This is a genomic window from Luteibacter yeojuensis (genome assembly GCF_000964085.1).
GTDB lineage: Bacteria > Pseudomonadota > Gammaproteobacteria > Xanthomonadales > Rhodanobacteraceae > Luteibacter > Luteibacter yeojuensis_A.
The window spans coordinates 1-23,098 of the sequence record NZ_JZRB01000041.1; the positions used below are offsets into that span (position 1 = coordinate 1).

A 23,098-nucleotide genomic window follows, 5' to 3' on the forward strand; every position below is an offset into this window, starting at 1 on the left:
CAGCCCCCCACCACCCTGCCCGCCCACGCCGCGCTGTTCCTCGACGCCGACGGCACCTTGCTGCCTTTCGCCGATGACCCGGAGGCGGTCAGGGTGGCGGACGGCCTGCTGGCCACGCTGGATGCCCTGCACGAGGCCCTGGGCGGCGCGATGGCCCTGGTGAGCGGCCGCCCCATCGAGGGCCTGGACCGCATCTTCGGCCGGCCCACATGGGCGGCGGCCGGCCAGCATGGCCTGGAGCGGCGGCGTGCCGATGGCAGCCTGGCCATCATGCCGGTCGACAAGGCCGAGCTGGCCAGCCTGCGCGAGGCCGTCCACGCCGCGGCCCGCGACCTGCCCGGCCTGCGGGTGGAGGACAAGAGTTGGTCGGTGGCCCTGCACTGGCGTGAACGGCCGGCGCTGGGTGCCGCGGTGGAAACGCTCGCCCCCGCGCTCGCCGCCCGTTTCCCCGGCTTCGAGCTCCAGCCGGGCAACCACGTGTGCGAGTTCAAGCCCCGCGGCATGGACAAGGGGGTCGCGGTAGCGAAATTTCTTGATGAAAGCCCCTTCCAGGGCCGCACGCCGGTCTACCTGGGGGACGACCTCACCGACGAGCACGCGTTCGTGGTCGTGAACGCACGGGGCGGCATGTCGGTGCTGGTGGGTGCAAGATCGCCGTCACACGGCGCGTTCACATTGTCTAGCCCGGCGGATGTCCATGCTTGGCTGGATAAAGTGAAAACCGCATTGACATAGGGAGCCGCAAGCAGACGATGAGCCGACTGGTCGTCATTTCGAACCGCGTTGCGCTGCCGAAGCAGACGCAGACCGGCGGCCTCGCGTCCGCCATGAACGCGGCGCTGCAGGAAATGGGTGGGTTGTGGTTCGGCTGGAGCGGCAACATCGCCGCCGAGACGGGCAAGGAGCTGCACGAGGTGGAGGAAGGCAATATCGCCTACGCCACCATCGACATGTCCAAGGCCGACCACGACGAGTACTACAGCGGGTTCGCCAACCGCGCCCTGTGGCCCTTGTTCCACTACCGCGGCGACCTGGTCGATTACCGCCGCGACCACCTCGAGGGCTACCTCCGGGTGAACCGCGTCTTCGCCAAGCGCGTGGCGAAGCTGCTGAAGAAAGACGACATCGTCTGGGTGCACGACTACCACCTGATCCCGCTGGCGGCCATGCTCCGCGAACTGGGGGTGGAGAACCGCATCGGCTTCTTCCTGCACACGCCGCTGCCCGCGGCCGGCCTGCTCATCACCCTGCCCCGCCACCGCGAGCTGCTGGAACCGCTGGCCTCGTACGACCTGGTGGGCGTGCACACGCAACGCGACCTGCGCGCGCTGGAGGATTACTTCCTGCACGAACTGGGCGCCGCGATGCGTACCGGCGGCCGCATCCGCGCCGCCAACGGCCGCATTTTCCGGGCCGGCGTGTTCCCCATCAGCATCGACACGGCCGAGGCCGTGGAGCTCGCCCACCGCGCGGAGGACAGCGGCGCCGTCTCCAAGCTGAAAGCCTCCATCGACGACCGCGCGCTGATCATCGGCGTGGACCGCCTCGACTACTCCAAGGGCCTGCCGGAGCGCTTCGACGGCTTCGCCCGCCTGCTGCGCGACCACAAGGACATGCGCGGCCGGGTCTCGCTGCTGCAGATTGCCCCGCCCTCGCGCAGCGACGTGCCCGAATACCGCATGCTCCGCCGCGAACTGGAACGCAGCGCGGGCCATATCAACGGCCAGTACGCCGAGCCGGATTGGGTGCCCATCCGCTACGTGAACAAGTCGTTCGGCCACAAGGTGCTCGCGGGCTATTTCCGCGTCGCGAAGGTGGGCCTGGTCACGCCCCTGCGCGACGGCATGAACCTCGTGGCCAAGGAGTACGTGGCCTGCCAGGATCCGCAGGACCCCGGCGTGCTGGTGCTATCGCGCTTCGCGGGCGCCGCCCAGGAGCTCGACGCCGCCCTGCTGGTGAACCCCTCCGACCTGGACGAGGTGTCCGAGGCCCTGAAGCGGGCGCTCGAGATGCCGCTGAAGGAGCGCCGCATGCGCTGGCAATCGATGATGGACGTGCTGGAACGCAACGACATCACCCATTGGCGGAACAACTTCCTGCATGCCCTGATGGAACCGCCAAAGGTGAAGCCGGAGATTTACGTGCCCACGCCGCTTACGGCGCCTTGAGTCACCGTCCCGTAGGAGCCCACTCCGTGGGCGACAGGTTCTCGCGAAACGCCACAGGCCCTGTTGCGGTGAGGCGAAAGATGTCGCCCACGAAGTGGGCTCCTACGTGCAGCGATGGGATTTACCGAGTCCAGACCAGGCTGGCGAACCGCCCGCTTTGCGCCCCATCCCGCCGGTAGGAATACAGCCGATCGTCGGTGAGCGTATCGAAGCCGCCGCCGGAGACTTCGGTAACCCCCGCCGCCGCCAGCCGCTGCCGCGCCAGCATGTACAGATCGCACAGCCAATGCCCCGGCCGCGTGGCGGTGAATGCGCCACCCGCCTGCGGATCGTGGGCCATGAACGCCGCGCGCACCTCGTCGCCCACTTCGTACGAGCCCGCCCCGATGGCCGGGCCCAGCCAGGCCCGGACGCCTTCGGCGTCCATGGCTTTCACGGTGTTCTCGAGCACGCCGGCCACCAGCCCGCGCCACCCCGCATGCGCCGCGCCGATCACCTGGCCATCGGCCGAGGCGAACAGCACCGGCAGGCAGTCGGCCGTGAGGATGGCCAGCACCTGCCCGGGCCCGCGGGCCACGGCCGCGTCGGCCACGGGTTCATCCGCACCCGCCACAGGGCCCTCGGCCACGTCGGTGCCGTGCACCTGGCGCAGCCATAGCGGCTCGGCCGGCAGGCCCAGCGCGGTGACCACCGAGGCCCGGTTCGCGGCGACGGCGGCGAGGTCGTCGCCGGAACGCAGCCCCAGGTTCAGCCGCCCATAGGGCCCGGCCGAGACGCCAGGCCCCTGCCGGGTGGACACGGCGGCCTCGACGCCCGCGGGGGCACGCCAGTCCGGGCGGATCCAGGCGTCTGCCATGGCCTCAATCCTCGATGGGGTTCAGCACCGTATCGGCGCGCAGGGCCTCGATGAGGGCCTCCTGGTCGGGCGGCCGCGGCGACGAGAACTCGAGGTATTCCCCCGTGACGGGGTGCTCGAAGGCCAGGTGCTCGGCGTGGAGGGCCTGGCGGCGGAAGCCGCGGAGGGCGTCGATCAGTGCCTGGCTGGCGCCGCGCGGCAGGCGCAGGCCATTGCCGTAAAGCTGGTCGCCCACCAGCGGGTGGCCGATATGGGCCATGTGCACGCGGATCTGGTGGGTGCGGCCGGTTTCCAGCTGGCACTGCAGCACGCTGTGGGCGCGGAAGCGCTCGCGGACGCGATAGTGCGTCACCGCTTCCTTGCCGCCCTGCTCCACGTCGCGGATGCCCTGCTTCAGGCGGTCGTGCTGGTGCCGGCCGATGGCCTCGTCCACCGTGCCGCCGGCCACCATGGTGCCCAGCACCACGGCCTCGTACTGGCGATGCACGTCGTGGCGCGAGAGCATGGCCACCAGGGCCGTCTGCGCCGCGATGGTCTTGGCGACCACCATGAGGCCGGAGGTGTCCTTATCGAGGCGGTGGACGATGCCCGCGCGGGGCAGCTGGGCCAGCGCCGGCAGCCGGTGCAGCAGGGCGTTGAGCATCGTCCCGGCGGGGTTGCCCGCCCCGGGGTGCACCACCAGGCCCACGGGCTTGTCGATCACCATCAGGTCGTCGTCCTCGAAGACCACGTTGAGGGCGATATCCTCGGGCTGGGCGTCGACCTCCACGGCCAGCTCGGCCTCCAGGACCACCGATTCACCCCCGCGCAGCAGCTGGCGCGGCGCCACGGGGGCCCCGTCCAGCAACACCTTGCCCTCCTTGATCCACGCCGTGAGGCGCGATCGGGAGTAATCGGGGAACATCTCGGCCAGGGACTGGTCGAACCGCCTGCCCGCGGCCGTCAACGGCACCGTGGCCTCGTGTTTGACCGTCGTCATACCGCCCCGCCCGGCCGGGGGCCGGTTTCAGCTATCATGCCCATTCGCTTAAGCATCCGAACTCTCTCAATGCGTGCAACCAAGATCACCATTCTGCTCGTCCTCGCCCTGTCGATGAGCGCCTGCTCGATGTTCCGCAGCAAGAAGGAAACGATCGACACGATGCCGATCGACCGCCTCTATGCGAACGCGCACGACTCGCTGGAGCATGCCGACTACGCCGCCGCCGAGAAGGCCTACCAGCGCCTTATCGCGCGCTTCCCGTCCGGCGACATCAACGAGCAGAGCCAGATCGAGCTGGCCTACGCGCAGTACAAGGACAACAAGCCGGATGACGCGTACTCGACGATCAACCGCTTCATCAAGACGTTTCCGACCCACAAGCATGCAGATTATGCCTATTACCTGCGCGGTCTGATCAATTTCGACCGTACGGGCGGCATTATCGAGCGTTACCTGCAGCGTGGCGACGATTCGGGCAGCACCCGCCGCGACCAGGGCTTCAACCTCACGGCGTTCGACGATTTCAGCCAGCTGACCCGCCGCTACCCCAACAGCGCCTACGCCACGGACGCCCGCCAGCGCATGATCTTCCTGCGCAACCAGCTGGCCATGTTCGAAATCCACGTGGCCGAATACTACCTGCGCACCAAGTCGTACATCGCCTCGGCCGACCGCGCCCAGTACATCGTGGAGCATTACCAGCAGTCGCCGCAGACGGCCGACGCCCTGGCCATCCTCACCCGCAGCTACATCGCGCTCGACCGCCAGCCGCTGGCCGACCAGACCCGCAAGGTGCTTGCCCTGAACTACCCGGACCACCCGTACCTCACGGACCCGAACTGGCCCCACCACCCGTCGATCTGGCGCAAGGCCATCCCGTTCTCGGGGCATCACTGATAGCGTGAAGCGTTAGTCGGCCCTTCGGGCCTGTGAAGCGCCAGTCCGAAAGGGCTGGCGTTTTTTTTTGGCCTGGCGCAGCGCTTGTGGGAGCGCGCTTGCGCGCGATGGGGCTTGTCGCAGGGGCCATCGCGCGTTTACCCCCTTTTCGGGCGCAAGCGCGCTCCCACAGGGCTGGCGTTAGCGCCAGCCCGAGGTAATCGGATAGCGGCGTTCGCGGCCGAAGGCCTTGGTGGTGACGCGGGGGCCGGGGGCGGCCTGGCGGCGCTTGAACTCGTTGATGAACACCATGCGGATGACGCGGCGGACCGTGGCGTCATCGTGGCCGGCGGCGATGATGTCTTCCGCCGAGGCCTCGCCCTCGATGAAATGCTCGAGGATCGCGTCGAGTTCATCGTACGGCGGCAGCGAATCCTGGTCGGTCTGGTCGTGGCGCAGCTCCGCCGAGGGCGGGCGCTCGATGACCACCTCGGGAATGGCACCGTCGATGGCCGCGCGCCACCGCGACAGGCGGTACACCACGGTCTTGTACACGTCCTTCAGGGGCGCGTACGCACCGCACATATCGCCGTACAGCGTGGCGTAGCCCACCGCCATCTCGCTCTTGTTGCCCGTCGAAAGCAGCAGGCGGCCGGTCTTGTTCGACATGGCCATGAGCAGCACGCCACGCGTGCGCGACTGCAGGTTCTCTTCGGTGATATCGGGCTTGCGGCCTTCGAACACCGGGGCCAGCGTGCTGGTGAGCGACTCGTAGATGCCTTCGATGGGCAGCACGTGGTACTCGATGCCCAGGTGCTCGGCCTGGGCCTTCGCCTCGCGCAGCGACAGATCCGACGTGTACTTCGTCGGCATCATCACCGCCGTGACCTTGTCCTTGCCCAGGGCATCGACCGCCATGGCCACGGTAAGGGCCGAGTCGATGCCGCCGGAGAGGCCCAGCAGCACGCCGTCGAAGTGGTTCTTGCCGACGTAATCGCGGATGCCGCGGACGATGCCGGCGTACATCACGGCCTCGGCGCTGCGGTTATCCGGCGCTGGCCAGTCGAGGGCGGTGAGCCGCTTCGTGCTGCTGTCGTACTCGACGCCCAGCAGCAGGTCTTCGAAGAAGGGCGCGCGGGCGGCGATGCTGCCATCGGGCTGCACCAGCAGCGAATGGCCGTCGAACAGCAGGTCGTCCTGGCCACCCACGAGGTTCACATAGGCGATGGCCACGTTGTTCTCGGTGGCGCGCTGGCGCAGCAGCGCCTCGCGCGTGGCGGCCTGGCGCTGGTCATAGGGCGAGGCGTTGATGACAAGGATAAGCTCGGCGCCGGCTTCCGCGGCATGCGCGGCCGGCTCGGCTTCCCAGATGTCCTCGCACACCAGCATGCCCACGCGCACGCCCTCGATCTCGAAGACCTGGGTCTGCGTGCCGGCCTGGAAATAGCGCTTCTCGTCGAAGACCGTGTAATTGGGCAGCGCCTGTTTGTGGTACGTCCACTCCACCTGGCCGTCGCGGATCAGCGAGGCAGCGTTATAGACCTCGCCACGGGTATCCGGGTAGCCCACGATGGCCGCGATGCCTTCCAGGTCAGCCGCCAGGGCCTCCAGTTCGCGGCCACAGGCCTGCAGGAAGCTGGGCCGCTGGAGCAGGTCCTCCGGCGGGTAGCCAGAAAGGGTGAGCTCCGGGAACGCGATAAGGCTGGCACCCAGGCGGTCGCGCGCCTCGGCGGCGAGGGCCCGGACCCGGCGCGCGTTGTCGGCGGTGGCACCGACGGGGAAATCCTGCTGGGCCAGGGCAAAGCGGAAGGTGGACATGGGGGATCCGTGGGGCGGGGTATCCGTCCATGATAATGCAGGCCCCCTGTAGGAGCGCGCTTGCGCGCGATGGGGGGTTGCGGCAAGGCCCATCGCGCGCAAGCGCGCTCCTACAGGACTGGGACGTCGTACAGGACAGGCGCGACGGCGGACGGCAGCGTGAAGTGCCACCACTCGGCCGGGTAGTTGCTGAAGCCTTCGGCGGCCATGGCCTTGAGCAAGCGCTCGCGGTTGGCCTTCTGCGCCGGCGTGATGCGTGGATCGGCTGTATGCGCCAGCGGGTCGAAGAAATCGAACCCCGTGCCCATGTCGAGCGGCTCGCACGTGCCGGCCGTGCAGCGCAGCAGCGTGAGGTCCACCGTGCCACCCCGGCTGTGGCCGGAGACCGGGGCGATGTACTCACCGAGCAGTTTTTCCTTCCCCAGGTTCGGGTAGTGCGCCGCCTTCGTCTGCGTCGCCGACACGTCGCCGGCCCAGCGCACGAATGCCGCGACAGCGCGCGCTGGGCGGTAGCAATCCCACACCTGCAACGCGTAACCCTGCTTGCGCACCGCGGCTTCCACGCGTGCCAGCGCCTGGGTAGCCGGTGTACGGAGGAAACACTTCGGCGCGCGGTAGCCATCAACGACCGCGCCGGTGAAGTTGTCGGTGCCGGCGTACTTCATGTCTTCGGCAAGGCCAGGCGCCAGTGAGCGGATATCCACCATGCCGGCGTCGGCCATCGTCTTCGCGGGTGACACCGCCGGCGTTGCATCGACCGACTCCGCCGCTGCCGGCTTTTCCGTTGCCGCCTGCTCATCGGCGGCCCAGGCGCGCAGCAGGTTGCCGCCCCAGATCTTCGCGATGTCGTCGTCGGAGAAGCCGCGTTGTTTGAGCCCTGCGGTAACGTTGCGCGTTTCGGACGCGTCCATCCACCCGGTGATCTCGCCACCGCCATCGAAATCCGATGCGATGCCGACGTGGTCGATGCCCGCCACGGTGACCATGTGCTGGATGTGGTTGAGGTAGTCATCCAAGGTGGCCAGTGGATGCTTGCGCTGGATCTGTTGCATGCCCTCGGCGTACGCAGGCAGGTAATCGTGCTTCTCGCTGTCGTACTTGCTATCGCCTGCCGCGGCCGCGACGCGCTGCTGCAGCGCCTTCTCGGCGGCCTCCCGCGCCGGATCCTTTCTCAGGAACTCCTTGTACGCCACCGCCTGCACCACCCCACCCTTCGCCGCGATCGCCTTGAGCAGGTCGTCGGGAAGATTGCGTGGGTGGTCGGTAACGGCGCGCGACGACGAATGCGACGCGATGATCGGCGCCTTCGACAAGGCCAGCACATCGCGGACGCAGGCATCGGACGAATGCGAGACATCGACCATCATGCCCAGCGCGTTGGCGCGCGCCACCACGGCGCGGCCAAACGGTGTGATACCCAGGTTGCTGTCGGACTTGTCGCCGAGATCCTTGTCGGGCAGCGAACTGCCGCAAAGGTCGTTGTTGCCCACGTGCGCAAGGCCGATGTAGCGGGCGCCCCGCGCATAGGCGGCGTCGAGGCGGTGGATATCGTGGCCCAGCGAATAGCCGTTCTCGATGCCGATCATGGCCGACAGCACACCCGCGGCCTTGTTCGCCCGCACGTCGGCGGGCGTCCGCGCCGCGCGGATCTGCGTGGGGTACGCCGCCAGCATGCGGTCGATGGCGTCGTACTTCTGCGCGGCCTGCGCCACCGCCTTCGCATAGCCGGCCGCATCCAGGCGCCCCTGCGCCACGTAGATGACGAAGAACGCGGCATCCAACCCGCCCCTGCGCATCTTGGGCAGGTCGACCTTCAGCGGCCCATCCTTGCCCGCGTCGAACTTCGGGTCGGCCATGTAGGTGAGCGGGATATCGACGTGGGTATCGATGGTGAGGGGATGGTCCTGGGCGTGGGCCGCCATGCCCACCAAGGCAAGCCCAAGCCCCTGTAGGAGCCCACCCCGTGGGCGACGCCTCCCGCGACTGCCTTTGGGGCTTGGGTCTCGAGGGGAAAGATGTCGCGCACGGAGTGCGCTCCTACCTGGGGGGCATGGGATCATCGGTTAGAAATCGATCGAGACGGTGAGCTGGCCGAAGCGGGGCGACTGGAAGCGCTGGGGCTGCAGGTAGGTGGGGTTGAGCCCGCCCACGCTGGTCTGCAGGTCCTGGTCGACGCCCAGGGTGCGCTGCTGGTTCAGAAGGTTGTAGACGGCGAATTTCACGCGGAGGTTGTTCTTCTCGTCGATGGGCAGCAGGTAGGTGATGCTGGCATTGAGGTTGAAGGTCCATGGCGTACGGTGTTCTCCCCGGGGCGAGCGTTCGTACACGCGGTTCTCGGAGACCGGGTCGGCGCAGTTCGACACGCAGATGAAGTAGCTGTGGTACACGGTAGCATCGTACGGGTTGCCCACGCCGTAGCCCGTGATGGGGCTGCCGGAGAGCGCCGTCAGGTCCGCGCCCACCTGCCACTGCGGGGTGATGGCATAGGTGCCGCGCAGCTTGAACTGGTGGCGGTGGTCGTTGGGCAGGTAGCCGCCGTTGAGGTTCACCCACGGGTCGTCGAAGTTCTCGGTGCGGCCGGTGTCGTCGAAGTTGGTGTCGGAGTTCACCGGGCCCTCGGCGTTGCCCCGGCTCCATGAGAGCACGTACGAGGCATTGAACATCCACTTCTCGTCCCACGCGCGGTCGAGCTGGAATTCCAGCGAGCCGAACGTGCGGCGGGGCTTCTTCCAGCCGCGCTGGCCCAGGTAGTTGCCGTCGGCGTCGTACAGGGCCCAACCCTGTTTCGATGTATCGATGGTGAGGTAGCCATCGGGCGTGCCGTCGCAGTTGGTGTCGCCATACACGGTGACCTTGCGGCCCGGGTTGCCCATCACGTAACCGATGTAGCCATTGCCGCCGCACTGCGGGGTCGCGCTGATCTCCATGTCGTCGATGGCGTTGTGCAGCTTGCGGTAGGTGCCGCTGACGCCCCACGACCAGGTGTCGTCCAGTGCCTGCTGGAAGCCAAGGATGGCTTCGTCCTGGTAGACCGAATCCATGTGCTTGTCGACCTCGGCGCGCAGGTCGCCGACCGTGCCGTTGCCCTGCGAATCATCGACGGGGCCGATCTGCGGCCCGAGGATGGGCACGGCGTACTGGCCGCCGTTGCGTTCCAGTACCTGGTAACCGTCGAAGCCATAGTACGTGCGCTGATCGAGCAGGCCGCCCGCCTGCTTGATGTTGATGACATTGGCCACCGGCAGGTAATAGCGGCCCAGGTTGCCGAAGACCTTGGTCGTGCCATCGCCTTTCAGGTCCCAGGAGAACCCGAGGCGCGGCGCGATCATGTTGTCCATCTTGATATAGCTCTTGCCCTCGCCCGTCTTGTTGTCGAAGGCGTCGCGGCGCACGCCGGCGTTGAGGAGGAAATCGGGCGTGATGTTCCAGTTATCCTCGACGTAGAACGCATTGTTGTCGGTCTCGAACGTGCCGTCGATCTCGTAGCGGCGGGCGCGCACGTAGGCCGTGTACCCCGCCGGCACGACGCCACCGTTCTCGATCGTCGCGCCGGGCGTGGTGTCATAGATGTTGTAGTAGTACGCGCCCGGGCCGGGGTAACGGCGCGAATACTGAGAGGTATCCACCTCGTGGTCGTAGCCGAACCGCACCACGTGGTCGCCCAGGGTCCACTCGAAGTCGGCCCGGCCCTGCTTGCGCGTATCGTTGCGTTTTTCGACCGCCGTGCTGGTGCTGCAGCCCAGCGGCACGCCCGGCGACGGCACCGCGCTGACCCGCGCCACCGGGTTGCACTCCTCGTCGGAAAGGCCGCGGGTGAAATCCTCCCGGTTGTTCTTGCCGTACATCAGCTTCATGGAGAGGTTATCCACCAGGTAGCTGGTGAACGTGCCGTTCCAGTTCGTGCCGCCGGTGTCGCTGTAGATCTCATCCTGCTTCACGCCCTTGGCGTGGTTGTCGTAATCGTAGGTATAGACCGAGCCGACGTTCTTGTCCTTGTCCGAGAAGGCCATGAATTCGAGCAGGTTCTTGTCGTTGATGTGCCAGTCGACCTTGCCGCCCCAGAAGCCCGAGTCGGTGTCGTTCTGCGTCAGCACCGTGCCATCGTTATCCGTGTTTTGCGGTGTGTAGCCGCGTGCCTCGTACATGGCGAAGAAGAACAACTTGTCCTTCACGATGGGGCCGGAGGCATACACGTTCATCTTGGTGCGCGTGTAGTGGTCTTCCGACGACGTGATATAGCGCTCGCCATCCCAGTAGCGGTTCTTCGTCTGCGCCTGCCAGTCGCTGGGCTCGAAGGTCATCTCGCCACCGGCCTTGAACTCGTTGGTGCCCGAGCGCGTCACGGCGTTCACCACGCCACCCGTGGTGCGGCCGAACTCCACCGAGTAGCCGCCGGTCTTCACCTGGAACTCCTGGTAGAAGGCGAACGGCGCCTCGGAAAAGCCGTTGCGGTTGTAGAAGTCGGTGACATTGAGGCCGTTCACGTAGAACGAGTTCTCGGCCACGGACGAGCCACCGAACGAGATGCCGCCGAAGCCGGCATTGCCCTTGTTCACGCCGGGCGCGAGCAGCGCGACGGCCTGCACGTTCTGGTCGACGGGCAGGCGGCGGATTTCCTCGCGGCTCACGTTGGTCGCGGTCTCGGTGGAACTGACGTCCACGGCCGAGATCACCACGGGCGCGCTCACCTGCACGCCTTCCAGGTCGGTGGGGCCCTGCTGCCGCTCCACCAGGTTCACCGTGGTGGCGTTGCCGAGGCTGACATTCACCTCGGCGGCCTGGCCCACCGGCGTGCCATCCAGCGTGCTGTCGAGGCGGTACCGCCCCACCGGCAGGAACGGGAAGCGGTAGCTACCATCCCGGTCCGCGGTGACGGTACGGGTCAGCCCCGTGGCCGGGTCACGCACCGTGACGGTGGCGCCCGGTTTCGTGCGGCCGACGATCGAACCGTCGGTGTTCGCGGCGAGCGCGGCCTGCGAGCCCAGCAGGCCCAGCCCCATCGCAAGGCACAGGGCCCCGTGGCGCGGCACGCGCCGGTTCGTCTTGGTGTGCCCCATCTCCCCACTCCCATAAGATGATGTTTCGGGTTGTCGTCGCTATGGCCGCGTGGGCGCGCCCCCTCCTGGCGCATCGACGCGATGCCAGCGGAAGTCGTAATCCCACTGGTCGAAATACAGGTTGCCGCCACGCCACTCGGCCTCGCCGCGCTGCGAATCCACCGTCTCGGAACGGGGGAACGTCTTCGCGGGCTGGAAGGGCCGTGCATAGTCGTCGTTGAAGGCGACGCGGTAGGCATCGAGCCCACCGAGGTAGAAATGCTCGAGCGACGGGTCGCCGTGCAGGCGCCCGGACGTCACGTCGACCGGCACCCAGCCGTACGGCGCGAGGTACACCTGGCCCCAGTCGTGGATGTTGTTGTACGTACCATCGGAGAACATCCAGCCCGATTGCCAGCGTGCCGGGATGCCGTTGAGGCGCAGCAGGGTCAGCAACAGCAGAGTCTGTTCGCCGCAATCGCCATGGCCCGCGTGCAGGGTGTAATCGCCGATGTTCGAGAGCGTGGAATACTCACGCGCGCCAGCCCAGGGGATGGTGTCGACGGCGTCGAAAAGCTTCTGGGCGATGCGGTAGGGGTTGGTCTCGCCACCCACCACCTGCTTCGAGTACGCACGCATCGCCTCAGTGAAGACGATGTGCGGCGCCCGCTCCGCCACGTAGGGCTGCAAGTCGGGCGTGATCGGCGCACGCACCACCTTCGAAGGATCGATGTGGAAGTCGCGGCCGTATAGGGTGGCCTGCCACGTCACCGAGAACGTCGTGGGCTTGCCCGCCACGGCCTTCGCCTCGAGGTACACCGTGCGTTGCACGGCATCGCTGGGTTGCGTGGCGAACGCGGCCGGTGCGTGGGCCACCAGCGTGACACCCTCGGCCTGCCCCTTGATCTCGCGTGGGAACGGCAGCCACGCGCGGATGGTTTCACCGGCGGGCACGGCATCGGCATGGACGGTCAGTGTCTGGGTCACTTCCTCGCGCATGGGCAGCACACTGGTGCTGCCCGTGCGCAGGGCCGCCGCACGGATGGCGCGGTGGTGGTCGTTCAGCACTTCGTTCGGGCCATCGTTGAATGGCACGGGGTGGGCGCGGCGCGCACGCGCCTCGGCGCTGAGCCGGAACAGATTGGACGGCGCGCGGCTGAAATAGAGCGTGCGGCCGTCGATCACCTGCTTTTCAAGCAGCCCGGCGGCATCCCACGTCGCGAACTCGGCGTCGCTGAGGTCGGGGATCTGCTTGCGCAGCTTCGCCTTGGCGGCGTCGGCATCGAGCGTGAAATCGAGCAGGATGCGGCGCATGCGTTCGCGCTGGAAGCGCAGCGTCTGCTGTTGCGCAGAGTCGAGATGGGGCGCGGCCAGGGCGGTCTTGATCGTGGCTTCGGCGGCGGTGAAGTGGCCGGCGTCGATCTGCTGGGCGGCGGTGGCGGCGGGGGTGTTGGGTTGGGGGGCCTGGGGCAAGCTGGTATCGCGCGCAAGCGCGCTCCCACAGCAAGGTGCGGCCCGCGCTACCTCCTGTGGGAGCGCGCTTGCGCGCGATACCCCCGCGGCACACAGCAAGGCTGCGATGGCGCCGCAAAAGAAGGCTGGTCGAAGAGCCGCTTGCACCGTTCGGTATCCCCGTTGCACCGTGGTGGATGGGTCGTGCGTCAGGGCTGTGTAACATGCTTGCAAACGCCGGTCAATAATTTATGCTGCATGCAATCTCGTCAGGAATAGATATTCCCGACGCCGTGCGGCACCACCCGGGAGGGACGCGTGATCCAGTCGGTTTGGCCTTACCTGGCCGTGATGCTGCTAGCCGCCGGCTTCTGGCCGGCCATCGAACGGCGTTTCGGCTGGAAGGTGTTTGAAATACTGCCGCCCATCGTGCTCACCTACCTCACCGTCACCGCGCTGTCGGTCGCGGGCGTGTGGACCGCCTCGCCCGATATCCACGCGGCACAGGGCATGCTGGTGCAGCGGATGGTGCCCGCCCTGCTCTTCCTGCTGATGATCAACTGCGACCTGCGCGCCATCCTGGCGCTGGGGCCGCGCGTGCTCGGCGTGTTCGCCTGTACGTCGATCAGCCTCTTCGCCGCCTTCGTGCTGGCCTACCTGCTGTTCCGCCACTGGATGCCAGGCAACGGCTGGATGCCGCTCGCGTCGCTGTCGGGGAGCTGGGTGGGCGGCACCGCCAACATGATCGCGGTGAAGCAGGCCATCGGCATGTCCGATACCGCGCTGGCCACGACGTTGCTGACCGATGCGCTGTGCTATTCCATGTGGGTGGTGGTGTTGTTCGCCGTCGCGCGCCTGGCGCCCGCCTTCAACCGCTGGACGCGCGCCACGTCGAGCGCCGACATGGCCGTGGCCGAAACCGCGCCGCGTGCACCGGCCACCACCGACAGCGTGCTGCTGTGGCTCGGGCTCGCGCTTGGCGTTTCCGCGCTGGCCACCGTGTTCGGCGCGATGCTGCCCGTGGGGAGCATGGTGTCGTCCACCACCTGGACCATCCTCATCGCCACCTTCACCGGCCTGGTCGCCGCGCACACGCCGCTTGCCCGTTTGCCCGGTGCGCAGGCGGTGTCGAGCGCCATGCTGATTTCCGTCGTCGCCGTGCTCGCCTCGCAGAGCAGCTTCGCCGGCATCGCCGCCGCGCCACTGTACCTGCTGTGCGGCGTCACCGTGATCGCGTTGCACGCCGTATTTCTTTGCGGTTTCGCCCGCCTGTTCCACTTCGACCTGTACCTGTGCGGCATCTCGTCGCTCGCCCACATCGGCGGCGTGGCGGCGACCCCGGTGCTGGCCGCCACGTACTCGCGCTCGCTGGTGCCGGTGGGCATCCTGCTGGCGTTGCTGGGCTATATCCTTGGCACGGGCTTCGGCCTCGTTGTCGCGTCCGTCCTTTCCGCGCTGGCTTCCTGACCATGGACCTCGGCATGAACACGCTCCGCCACACCCTGCTTGCCGCGGCACTCGCGCTCGCCGTGGGCACCACCGCGGCCCGCGCCGCCGACACACCCGCGCCGCCACCGTCGGGCGTGCTCGGCGTCACCGACGCCCAGCTCGATCCGGGTTACTGGGTGCAGCGCCAGCCGGAGGCCGACACGGTGCTGCTCGACGCCGCGGCCATCGCGTCGCTCAACGCGAAGGTGCTTGGCGACGACCCGTCGATGCACGACATACGCCACCTGGGCGCCACGGTGCCCCACGAGCAGGTGGTGGGCTGGATCACCACGCTGACGAAGAAGCCGGCGAAAACCCTGTACGACGTGCAGGGGCGCGAGGTACCCGCGGCGACGATCGACGATGCCATCGCCAACGCCAGCCTCGGCACCATCCCGGCCCGCGTCACGCCGAAATACGGCATGGCCCTGCGCCGCAGCGCGCTGCGTGGGTACCCCACCGACCAGCGCGTCTTCAGCCACGACGACGACACCGACATCGACCGCTTCCAGGAAAGCACGCTGTTCCCCGGCGACCCGCTGGTAACCGTGCACACCAGCCGCGATGGCCACTGGGCCTTCGTGGTGAGCCCGCGCTATGCGGCGTGGATGCAGGTGGCCGACATCGCGTACGGCAGCGCGCAGGCGGTCTTCGCCCACGTGGATGCCACGCCCTATCGCGTCATCACGGGCGCGAAGCCCGCGACGGTGTTCACCCCCGAGGTGCCGGCGCTCTCCGAGTTGCAGCTCGACATGGGCACGCGGGTGCCGCTCGATGCCAGCGTGCCGCCCGACCAGCCGGTGAACGGCCAGACCGCGTACACCTCGTGGACGCTGAGCCTGCCGGTGCGCGATGCCAACGGCGGGCTGGCCTTCCACCCCGCGCTGCTCCAGCGCAACCAGGACTCCGCGGCGGATTACCTGCCGCTCACCCGCGCCAACATCATCCGCCAGGCGTTCAAGTTCCTGGGCGAACGCTATGGCTGGGGCCACGCCTACAACGGGCGCGACTGCAGCGGTTTCGTCTCCGACGTCTACCGCAGCATGGGCGTGCAGATGCCGCGCAACACAGGCGACCAGGCGAAGAGCCCTGCCCTGCCGCATACGCTTTTCACCACGAAGGACAGCCACGACGCGCGCGTGAAAGCCGCCATGGCGCTCGACGTCGGCGACCTCGTCTATATCCCCGGCCACGTGATGATGGTGATCGGCAAGATCGACGGCCAGCCGTATGTCATCCATGACGTGGGCGGCATGAGTTACCGCCTGGCCGATGGCAGCATGCGCCGCGTGAAGCTCAACGCCGTCTCCGTCACGCCGCTGCTGCCGTTGATGTTCAACGACACGCAGACCTTCGTCGACCGCATGACCAGCATCGTACGGATCCCATGAAAATCACCGACATTCGCTTCGGCATGCTGCGCGTGCCGTTGAAAACCGCGTTCAAGACCGCGCTGCGCACCGTGGAAAGCGTGGAAGACATCGTGGTGATGGTGCACACCGACGACGGCCACGTCGGCTACGGTGAAGCCCCCGCTACCGCCGTCATCACGGGCGATACGCACGGTTCCATCGTCGATGCGATCCGCCACTACATCGCGCCGCGCCTCATCGGCGAGGATATCGCCGACCTCAACCGGCTCACCCGGCTGATCCAGGGCGCGATGGAACGCAACACCAGCGCCAAGGCCGCCGTGGAGATCGCGGTGCACGACCTGTGGGGCCAGCTGTATGGCGCGCCACTCTACAAGCTGCTGGGCGGCGGCGACCCGGTGATCACCACCGACATCACCATCAGCGTCGACTACATCGACAAGATGGTGGCCGATTCCGTCTCCGCCGTGGAGCGCGGGTTTGAGTCGCTCAAGATCAAGGTAGGCAAGGATATCGGCGTGGACATCGAACGCGTCCGCGCCATCCATGCCGCGGTGGAGAACCGCGCGCTGCTGCGCCTCGACGCGAACCAGGGCTGGACCGCGAAGGAAGCCGTCTATGCGCTGCACGCCCTGGAAGACGCCGGCGTGCGCCTCGAGCTGGTGGAGCAGCCGGTGAAGGCCCGCGACCTCGAAGGCATGCGCTACGTGACCGAGCGGGTGCACACCCCGGTGATGGCCGACGAGAGCGTCTTCGGGCCGCTCGAGGTCATGGAGCTGATCCGCATGCGCGCCGCCGACATCATCAACATCAAGCTGATGAAGACCGGCGGCATCTCCAACGCGATCAAGATCGCCGACATCGCCGGCCTGCACGGCATCGAGTGCATGATCGGCTGCATGCTCGAGACCAGCATCAGCGTGGCCGCCGCGGTGCACGTGGCGGTGGCCAAGGCCGATGTCATCACCAAGGTGGACCTCGACGGGCCCTCGCTGTGCGCCTACGACCCGGTCGACGGCGGCGTGGCGTTCAACGAATCGGAAATCTCGATCACGGATGCGCCTGGCCTGGGCATCCGCGAAATCCGCGGCCTGCAGGCGCTCTGAGGCCAACGCCATGTCACCCCTGGTGAAAATCCGCTCCGAACGCGACCGCATGAGCGCGGTGGAGCGGCGCATCGCCGACTTCATCCTCGAGAACGCCCAGCTGCTGCGCGATTACTCCTCGCAGCAACTGGCCAACGCATTGGGCATCAGCCAGTCGAGCGTGGTGAAGTTCACGCAGAAGCTCGGCTTCCGCGGCTACCCCGACCTGAAATACTCCGTGGGCGAGGCCATCGGCCGCGTGGAAGGTGACGACGCCCCCGCCGCCGGGCAGCGCGGCGATGCCATTGGCGCCGAGTTGTGGGCCCGCAAGACACGGGCCGAGGAAGCCACGCATGCCATCAACGCGCCCGCGACCGTGGCCGCCGTCGTCGCCGCGATCGAGCGCGCACGGCGCGTCTTCATGATCGGCGTGGGCGAAGACGACCTGCACGTGCGTACGTTCGCCATGCGCCTGTCCCTGCTGGGCATCACCGCCATCCGCCATGCCGACGTGGGCCGCATGGCCGCCCAGGTGGGCATGGCCGAGGCCGGCGACGTGCTGATGGTGTTTTCCGAGCACGGCAGGCACGCCGCGCTGGCCAGGATCGCCCGCTTCGTCCGCGAACGGCGCGTGCACGTCGTCACCGTCACGCGGCACACGGCCAACCCACTGCGGGCCATGGCCGACCTCGCCCTCGTGGTGGCCGCGCACGACGATGCCTCGTACGTCCAGGCGCTGATTTACCAATCCACCGTGCAGCAACTGGTGGATACCCTCTTTGTCCACCTGTGCGAAGGCGACGAACAGCGCCACCAGCGCCTGGTGGAGAACTTCGACCGCGTCCAGCAGTTGCTGGAACCCTAGCCCCCGGAGCCACACCATGGCCTTCCTGCCCCGGCTCGCCGGCCTGCTCGCCCTGACGCTCACCCTGCCCGCCGCGGCCGTCGAGGCCCCCGTGCCCTGGTCGGTCTCCCGGCAAATGGTGGTGGTGACCACCGATGGCTGGGACGCCACGCAAGGCACGCTGCGCACCTACGTGCGCGAAGGCGCCAGCTGGACGGCCGTGGGCGACGCCTCGCCCGTCGTCATCGGCAAGACCGGCAGCGCATGGGGCGTGGGCCTGTCGCCACCGCAGCCCGATGGCCCGCAGAAGAAGGAGGGCGACGGCCGCAGCCCGGCCGGCGTGTTCCGCATCGGCAAGGCCTTCGGCTATGCGGCGACGAATGCCACCGCCATGCCTTACATGGGCCTCACGGCTTCGGACTACTGCGTCGACGTGGATGGCTCGCCGTACTACAACCAGCTCGTCGACGAGAAAAAAGTGGGCGAGCAGGCCGTGGCCGGCGCCACCGAGCCCATGCGCCGCGACATCCATTTCCAGGGCGACCACGCCTACCGCATCGGCTTCGTCATCGAACACAATCCCGAGGGCAAGAAGGGCCAGGGCAGTTGTATCTTCGCCCATCTGTGGAAGACGCCCACCTCGGGCACCGCGGGCTGCACGGCCATGGCCGACGACGTGATGGAACGGTTGCTCGCGTGGCTCGACCCGACGAAGAAGCCTGTGTTCGTGCTGCTGCCGAGAAGCGAATACGTGCGCCTGCACGATGCCTGGAACCTGCCCTCGCCATGAGCTCGCACGACGTGATCGTCATCGGCGCCGGCATCGCGGGCGCATCGGTGGCGTGGTTCCTCGCACCCCACGCACGCGTGCTGGTGCTGGAACGCGAGGCCTTCGCGGGCATGCACACGACGGGGCGCTCGGCGGCGCATTTCAGCGAAACCTACGGCTCCGCGCAGGTGCGCGCCCTGTCGCGCGCCACGCGGCCCTTCCTCGCCTCGCCGCCACCCGGTTTCGCGGCCCACCCGATCCTGCAGCCACGTGGGTCGATGGTGGTGGCGCCGCGCGCGCAGGAGGATGCGCTGCGCGCGGATTTCGAAGGGATGCGTGCAGGCACGCCTTCGCTGGCGTGGCTCGACACCGACGCCGTGCTCGCCAGGGTACCCGTGCTGCGGCCTGAGGCGGCGCACGCCGCGATCCTCGAGCCCGCTTCCGCCGACATCGACGTCAACGAACTGCACCAGGCGTTCCTGCGCGGGGCGAAGGCACGCGGCGCCACGCTCCAGCTCGACACCGACGTGCGCAGTGTCACGCGCGAAGCCGGCGGCTGGTGCGTCAACGGTAGCCTGCAGGCCCCTGTGGTCGTCAACGCCGCCGGCGCATGGGCCGACGTGATCGCGTCGCTCGCCGGCATCCGCCCCATCGGCCTCGAACCACGCCGCCGCTCCGCATTCCTCTTCGAAGCGCCGCAAGGCATCGCCACGCAAGCGTGGCCCTTCGTCGTCGACCACGACGAATCGTTCTACTTCAAACCCGACGCCGGCCTCCTCCTCGGCTCGGCCGCCAACGCCGACCCGACGCACCCGCACGACGTACAACCCGAGGAATACGACATCGCCCTCGGCATCCACCGCATCGAGGAAGCCACCACGATGACCATCCGCCGCCCCACCCGCACCTGGGCCGGCCTGCGCAGCTTCGTCCCCGACGGCGACCTCGTCGGCGGCTACGCCCCCGACGCCCCCGGCTTCTTCTGGCTAGCCGCCCAAGGCGGCTACGGCATCCAGACCAGCGCGGCCATGGCCGAAGCCAGCGCCGCGCTGATCCTCGGCCACCCCATGCCCACCCACCTGGCCGATGCCGGCATCAGCGCGGCGATGCTCGCCCCGCGGTAATGGCGTGGCCAAACACTAACCACCAAAACGCAAGTCGTTGTCGCAACTCATGAGACGACACTTATCCACACTGTTATGCAGCACGTATCCACATTCGCTGTGGATATCGCACCGTCGACACGCGCCGTTGTCGGAGCGCACTCCGTGCGCGACGCCTTTCGCGACAAGGTGAATTTCTAACCAGCCAAACCCAAGTCCCTGCCATGCAAGGCGACTTTCGACTTATGCACATGCTTATGCAGTGCGTATCCACATTTGCTGTGGATATCCCTCGGCATGCATTCCGCGCATCGGCGAAAAGATAACCAGCCAAACCCAAGTGCCTGACCCATAAGGTCGCGGGTGAGTTATGCACATGCTTATGCAGCGCGTATCCACACTCGCTGTGGATATCGCACGCCGTGGCGCCCGCCGAGTTGACCCCAACGACCGGCAAGCGCATAAATCTGCCCAAGGGACAAACCGAAAAGGAGCTCGGCGATGGCATTCACAAGAGTTCTTGGCCTGGCGATCACCGTGCTCTGCACCGGCTGCGCTGCCATGCCCCTCACCTCGAAGCCGAAAGTGTATGAAGGCGTCTACTTCTACAACTTCGAGAACGCCAAATTCCAACCGACCGGCAGCGACGAATGGTGGTGCATCAACCAAGGCATGAGGCGTGCCGAGCTCGATGACGGCTGGGGAACCTCGCACGTAGTGATCGAAGGCATCGCAGGCCCCAAGGGCCACTATGGTGGCTTGGGCGGATGCGATCGCGTATTCGCACTGAACCGCCTGATCAAGGTAAGCGACATGCGGGTAACACGCCCTTGATCACGCCGTGACCAGCGAAACGCAAGTCGTTGCCACGTAAGGCCATGTATGACTTATGCACACGGTTATGCATCCAGTATCCACACCCGCTGTGGATATCGTGGCGGGACAAAAAAAATGCCCCGCCGAAGCGGGGCATTTCTTACAACCTAAGCAAAGCCTGATTACTTCATCAGGCCAGCAAGGGTCTTGCCGAGGTCCGCCGGCGACTTCACCGTCGTGACGCCCGCCTTCTCGAGCGCGGCGAACTTGGCTTCCGCCGTGCCCTTGCCGCCCGAGATGATGGCGCCGGCATGGCCCATGCGCTTGCCCGGGGGGGCCGACGCACCAGCGATGAACGACACCACCGGCTTCTTGACGTACTGGCTGATGAACTCGGCCGCGTCTTCCTCGGCGCTGCCGCCGATCTCGCCGACCATGATGATGCCTTCGGTCTGCGGATCGTCCTGGAACAGCTTCAGGCAGTCGATGAAGTTCAGGCCGTTGATCGGGTCGCCACCGATGCCGATGCAGGTGGACTGGCCGAGGCCTTCGTTCGTGGTCTGGAACACCGCTTCGTACGTCAGGGTGCCCGAACGCGACACGATGCCGACCTTGCCCGGCTTGTGGATGTGGCCCGGCATGATGCCGATCTTGCACTCACCCGGGGTGATGACACCCGGGCAGTTCGGACCGACCAGGACCACGTCCGGGTTCGACTTCAGCACGTTCTTCACGCGCATCATGTCGAGGACGGGAATGCCCTCGGTGATGGCGACAATGACCTTGATGCCGCTGTCGATGGCTTCGAGGATCGAATCGGCCGCGAACGGGGGCGGCACGAAGATGACCGAGGCGTCGGCCTTGGTCTGGTCGACAGCCTGGCGCACGGTGTTGAACACCGGCAGGCCGATGTGCTCTGAACCACCCTTGCCCGGCGTGACGCCACCCACGACCTGGGTGCCGTAATCAAGGGCCTGCTGGGCGTGGAACGTGCCCTGCTGGCCGGTGAAGCCCTGGACGAGGACCTTGGTGTTCTTGTTGATCAGGACGCTCATGGTTCGCTCCTCAGGCCGCTGCGGCCACGGCCTTCTGGGCCGCATCGTTGAGATCGTCGGCCGGCGTGATCGCCAGGCCCGAGTTGGCCAGGAGCTCGCGGCCCTGGTCGACGTTGGTGCCCTGCAGGCGGACGATCACGGGGATCTTCAGGCCTACTTCCTTCACCGCGGCGATGATGCCCTCGGCGATGAGGTCGCAACGCACGATGCCGCCGAAGATGTTGACCAGGATGGCCTTGACCTTGTCGGACGAGAGGATGAGCTTGAACGCCTCGGTGACGCGCTCCTTGGTGGCGCCGCCGCCCACGTCGAGGAAGTTGGCCGGCTCGCCGCCCGCCAGCTTGATGACGTCCATGGTGGCCATGGCCAGGCCTGCGCCGTTGACCATGCAACCGATGGTGCCGTCCATCGTGACGTAGTTGAGGTTGTGCTGCACGGCAGCCGCTTCGGCCGCGTCTTCCTGGGTGAGGTCGCGCATGGCGGCCAGGTCGGCGTGGCGGAACTCGGCGTTGTCGTCGGAGTTGACCTTGCCGTCGAGGGCGGCGAGGTTGCCGTCGGCCAGGATGGCGAGCGGGTTCAGCTCGACGAGGGCCAGGTCCTTCTCGTTGAACAGCTTGTACAGGCCAAGCATGATCTTGACGAGCTGGTTCACCTGCTTGCCTTCGAGGTCCATCTTGAACGCGAGTTCGCGCGCCTGGTACGGCTGCAGGCCTTCGACGTAATCCACGACGAGCGTGTGGATGTCTTCGGGCGTGTCGTGGGCGACCTGCTCGATGTCGACGCCGCCGTGCTTGGAGGCGATGAACGAGATGGCCTTGGTATCACGATCGGTGAGGATCGAGAGGTAGAGTTCCTTCGCGATGTCGGTCGCGTCGGTGACCAGCACCAGGTTCACGGGCAGCGCGCGGCCGGCCGACTGGTAGGTTTCCATGTTGGTGCCGAGCATGCCCTTGGCGGCGGCGCGGACGTCGTCCAGGCTGCGGCAGAACTTGACGCCACCGGCCTTGCCGCGACCACCGGCATGGATCTGGGCCTTGACCATCCACTGCGAACCACCAAGGTGCTTGGCGGCGTCGACAGCGGCATCGGGAGAGTTGGCAACCTTGCCCGGGGGCACGGCGATGCCGTACTTCGCGAACAGTTCTTTGGCCTGGTACTCGTGGAAATTCATTCGATACCTCGAGCGAACGGAGAAAAGCGAGGAAGGGGGGATAACACGCGAACTACGCGAAACGGCGCAATACGGCCCAGTATTTTCGACGATGGGGCGCCCAAAGGAAAGGGGCGAGGCCGCGGCGGGCTGCCGATCACGCATGTTGCCGTGTATCAGCGCCGCCCTATACTGGCCCATGCCAATGGCCGGAAAGGCCGCCTGGG

Annotated in this window: 18 protein-coding genes; 10 read left to right on the forward strand and 8 right to left on the reverse strand. The window is 67.0% G+C overall.

Annotated elements, in window-relative coordinates:
* Positions 1–735, forward strand: a 735-nt coding sequence (gene otsB / locus VI08_RS16295; protein ID WP_045830679.1) for a trehalose-phosphatase, incomplete at its 5' end; no start/stop codon positions are given.
* Between the two features lie 17 nt (positions 736–752).
* On the forward strand, positions 753–2,168 hold the full coding sequence (otsA, locus tag VI08_RS16300; RefSeq protein ID WP_045830680.1) for an alpha,alpha-trehalose-phosphate synthase (UDP-forming): 1,416 nt from the start codon (positions 753–755) through the stop codon (positions 2,166–2,168).
* A 121-nt stretch (positions 2,169–2,289) separates the two neighbouring features.
* Here the strand turns inward: otsA and pgeF are convergent, their stop codons facing one another.
* Both pgeF and rluD read right to left on the reverse strand, forming a co-directional pair.
* On the reverse strand, positions 2,290–3,024 hold the full coding sequence (gene pgeF, locus VI08_RS16305) for a peptidoglycan editing factor PgeF (RefSeq protein WP_045830681.1): 735 nt from the start codon (positions 3,022–3,024) through the stop codon (positions 2,290–2,292).
* A 4-nt stretch (positions 3,025–3,028) separates the two neighbouring features.
* Positions 3,029–4,003 carry a 23S rRNA pseudouridine(1911/1915/1917) synthase RluD gene (rluD, locus tag VI08_RS16310; protein ID WP_045830682.1) on the reverse strand — a complete coding sequence of 325 codons (975 nt, stop codon included), beginning with the start codon at positions 4,001–4,003 and terminating at the stop codon, positions 3,029–3,031.
* A gap of 69 nt (positions 4,004–4,072) precedes the next feature.
* On the opposite strand from rluD, the gene VI08_RS16315 reads away from it, so the two are divergent.
* Positions 4,073–4,903 carry an outer membrane protein assembly factor BamD gene (locus VI08_RS16315; protein ID WP_045830683.1) on the forward strand — a complete coding sequence of 277 codons (831 nt, stop codon included), beginning with the start codon at positions 4,073–4,075 and terminating at the stop codon, positions 4,901–4,903.
* A 180-nt stretch (positions 4,904–5,083) separates the two neighbouring features.
* Here VI08_RS16315 and VI08_RS16320 read toward each other — a convergent pair whose 3' ends face one another.
* From VI08_RS16320 to VI08_RS16335, 4 genes are all read right to left on the reverse strand, one after another.
* The gene (locus VI08_RS16320; RefSeq protein WP_045830684.1) at positions 5,084–6,700 is read right to left on the reverse strand and encodes an NAD+ synthase; all 1,617 of its coding nucleotides are present in this window, start codon (positions 6,698–6,700) and stop codon (positions 5,084–5,086) included.
* A 110-nt stretch (positions 6,701–6,810) separates the two neighbouring features.
* A complete protein-coding gene (locus tag VI08_RS22610; protein WP_428992161.1) occupies positions 6,811–8,622 on the reverse strand; it encodes a membrane dipeptidase in 1,812 nt (603 codons plus the stop codon).
* 141 nt (positions 8,623–8,763) lie between these two features.
* Entirely contained in the window at positions 8,764–11,757 is a 2,994-nt protein-coding gene (locus VI08_RS16330; protein ID WP_045830685.1) for a TonB-dependent receptor, read from the reverse strand.
* Between the two features lie 39 nt (positions 11,758–11,796).
* The gene (locus VI08_RS16335; protein WP_045830686.1) at positions 11,797–13,209 is read right to left on the reverse strand and encodes a transglutaminase-like domain-containing protein; all 1,413 of its coding nucleotides are present in this window, start codon (positions 13,207–13,209) and stop codon (positions 11,797–11,799) included.
* A 297-nt stretch (positions 13,210–13,506) separates the two neighbouring features.
* On the opposite strand from VI08_RS16335, the gene VI08_RS16340 reads away from it, so the two are divergent.
* From VI08_RS16340 to VI08_RS16370, 7 genes are all read left to right on the forward strand, one after another.
* Positions 13,507–14,655 carry a DUF819 domain-containing protein gene (locus VI08_RS16340; protein ID WP_045830687.1) on the forward strand — a complete coding sequence of 383 codons (1,149 nt, stop codon included), beginning with the start codon at positions 13,507–13,509 and terminating at the stop codon, positions 14,653–14,655.
* Positions 14,656–14,669: 14 nt separating this feature from the next.
* Positions 14,670–16,067, forward strand: coding sequence for an SH3 domain-containing protein (locus VI08_RS16345; RefSeq protein WP_045830705.1), 1,398 nt, complete (start codon positions 14,670–14,672; stop codon positions 16,065–16,067).
* Complete coding sequence (locus VI08_RS16350; protein WP_045830688.1) at positions 16,064–17,155, forward strand: dipeptide epimerase; 1,092 nt, start codon at positions 16,064–16,066, stop codon at positions 17,153–17,155. Before VI08_RS16345 ends, VI08_RS16350 begins: the two co-directional genes overlap by 4 nt.
* A gap of 10 nt (positions 17,156–17,165) precedes the next feature.
* Positions 17,166–17,999, forward strand: coding sequence for a MurR/RpiR family transcriptional regulator (locus VI08_RS16355; RefSeq protein WP_045830706.1), 834 nt, complete (start codon positions 17,166–17,168; stop codon positions 17,997–17,999).
* 25 nt (positions 18,000–18,024) lie between these two features.
* Positions 18,025–18,768 (forward strand): L,D-transpeptidase family protein, encoded by a 744-nt coding sequence (locus tag VI08_RS16360; protein ID WP_428992163.1) that lies wholly within the window; start codon positions 18,025–18,027, stop codon positions 18,766–18,768.
* Positions 18,765–19,871: an NAD(P)/FAD-dependent oxidoreductase gene (locus tag VI08_RS16365; protein ID WP_045830689.1), complete on the forward strand. Its 1,107-nt coding sequence runs from the start codon at positions 18,765–18,767 to the stop codon at positions 19,869–19,871. Before VI08_RS16360 ends, VI08_RS16365 begins: the two co-directional genes overlap by 4 nt.
* Before the next feature lie 480 nt (positions 19,872–20,351).
* The gene (locus tag VI08_RS16370) at positions 20,352–20,684 is read left to right on the forward strand and encodes a hypothetical protein (RefSeq protein WP_045830690.1); all 333 of its coding nucleotides are present in this window, start codon (positions 20,352–20,354) and stop codon (positions 20,682–20,684) included.
* Between the two features lie 164 nt (positions 20,685–20,848).
* Here VI08_RS16370 and sucD read toward each other — a convergent pair whose 3' ends face one another.
* Positions 20,849–21,721, reverse strand: a complete 873-nt coding sequence (sucD, locus tag VI08_RS16375) for a succinate--CoA ligase subunit alpha (protein ID WP_045830691.1) — start codon at positions 21,719–21,721, stop codon at positions 20,849–20,851.
* A 10-nt stretch (positions 21,722–21,731) separates the two neighbouring features.
* The gene (gene sucC / locus VI08_RS16380; RefSeq protein ID WP_332308657.1) at positions 21,732–23,072 is read right to left on the reverse strand and encodes an ADP-forming succinate--CoA ligase subunit beta; all 1,341 of its coding nucleotides are present in this window, start codon (positions 23,070–23,072) and stop codon (positions 21,732–21,734) included.
* Positions 23,073–23,098: the final 26 nt, after the last annotated feature.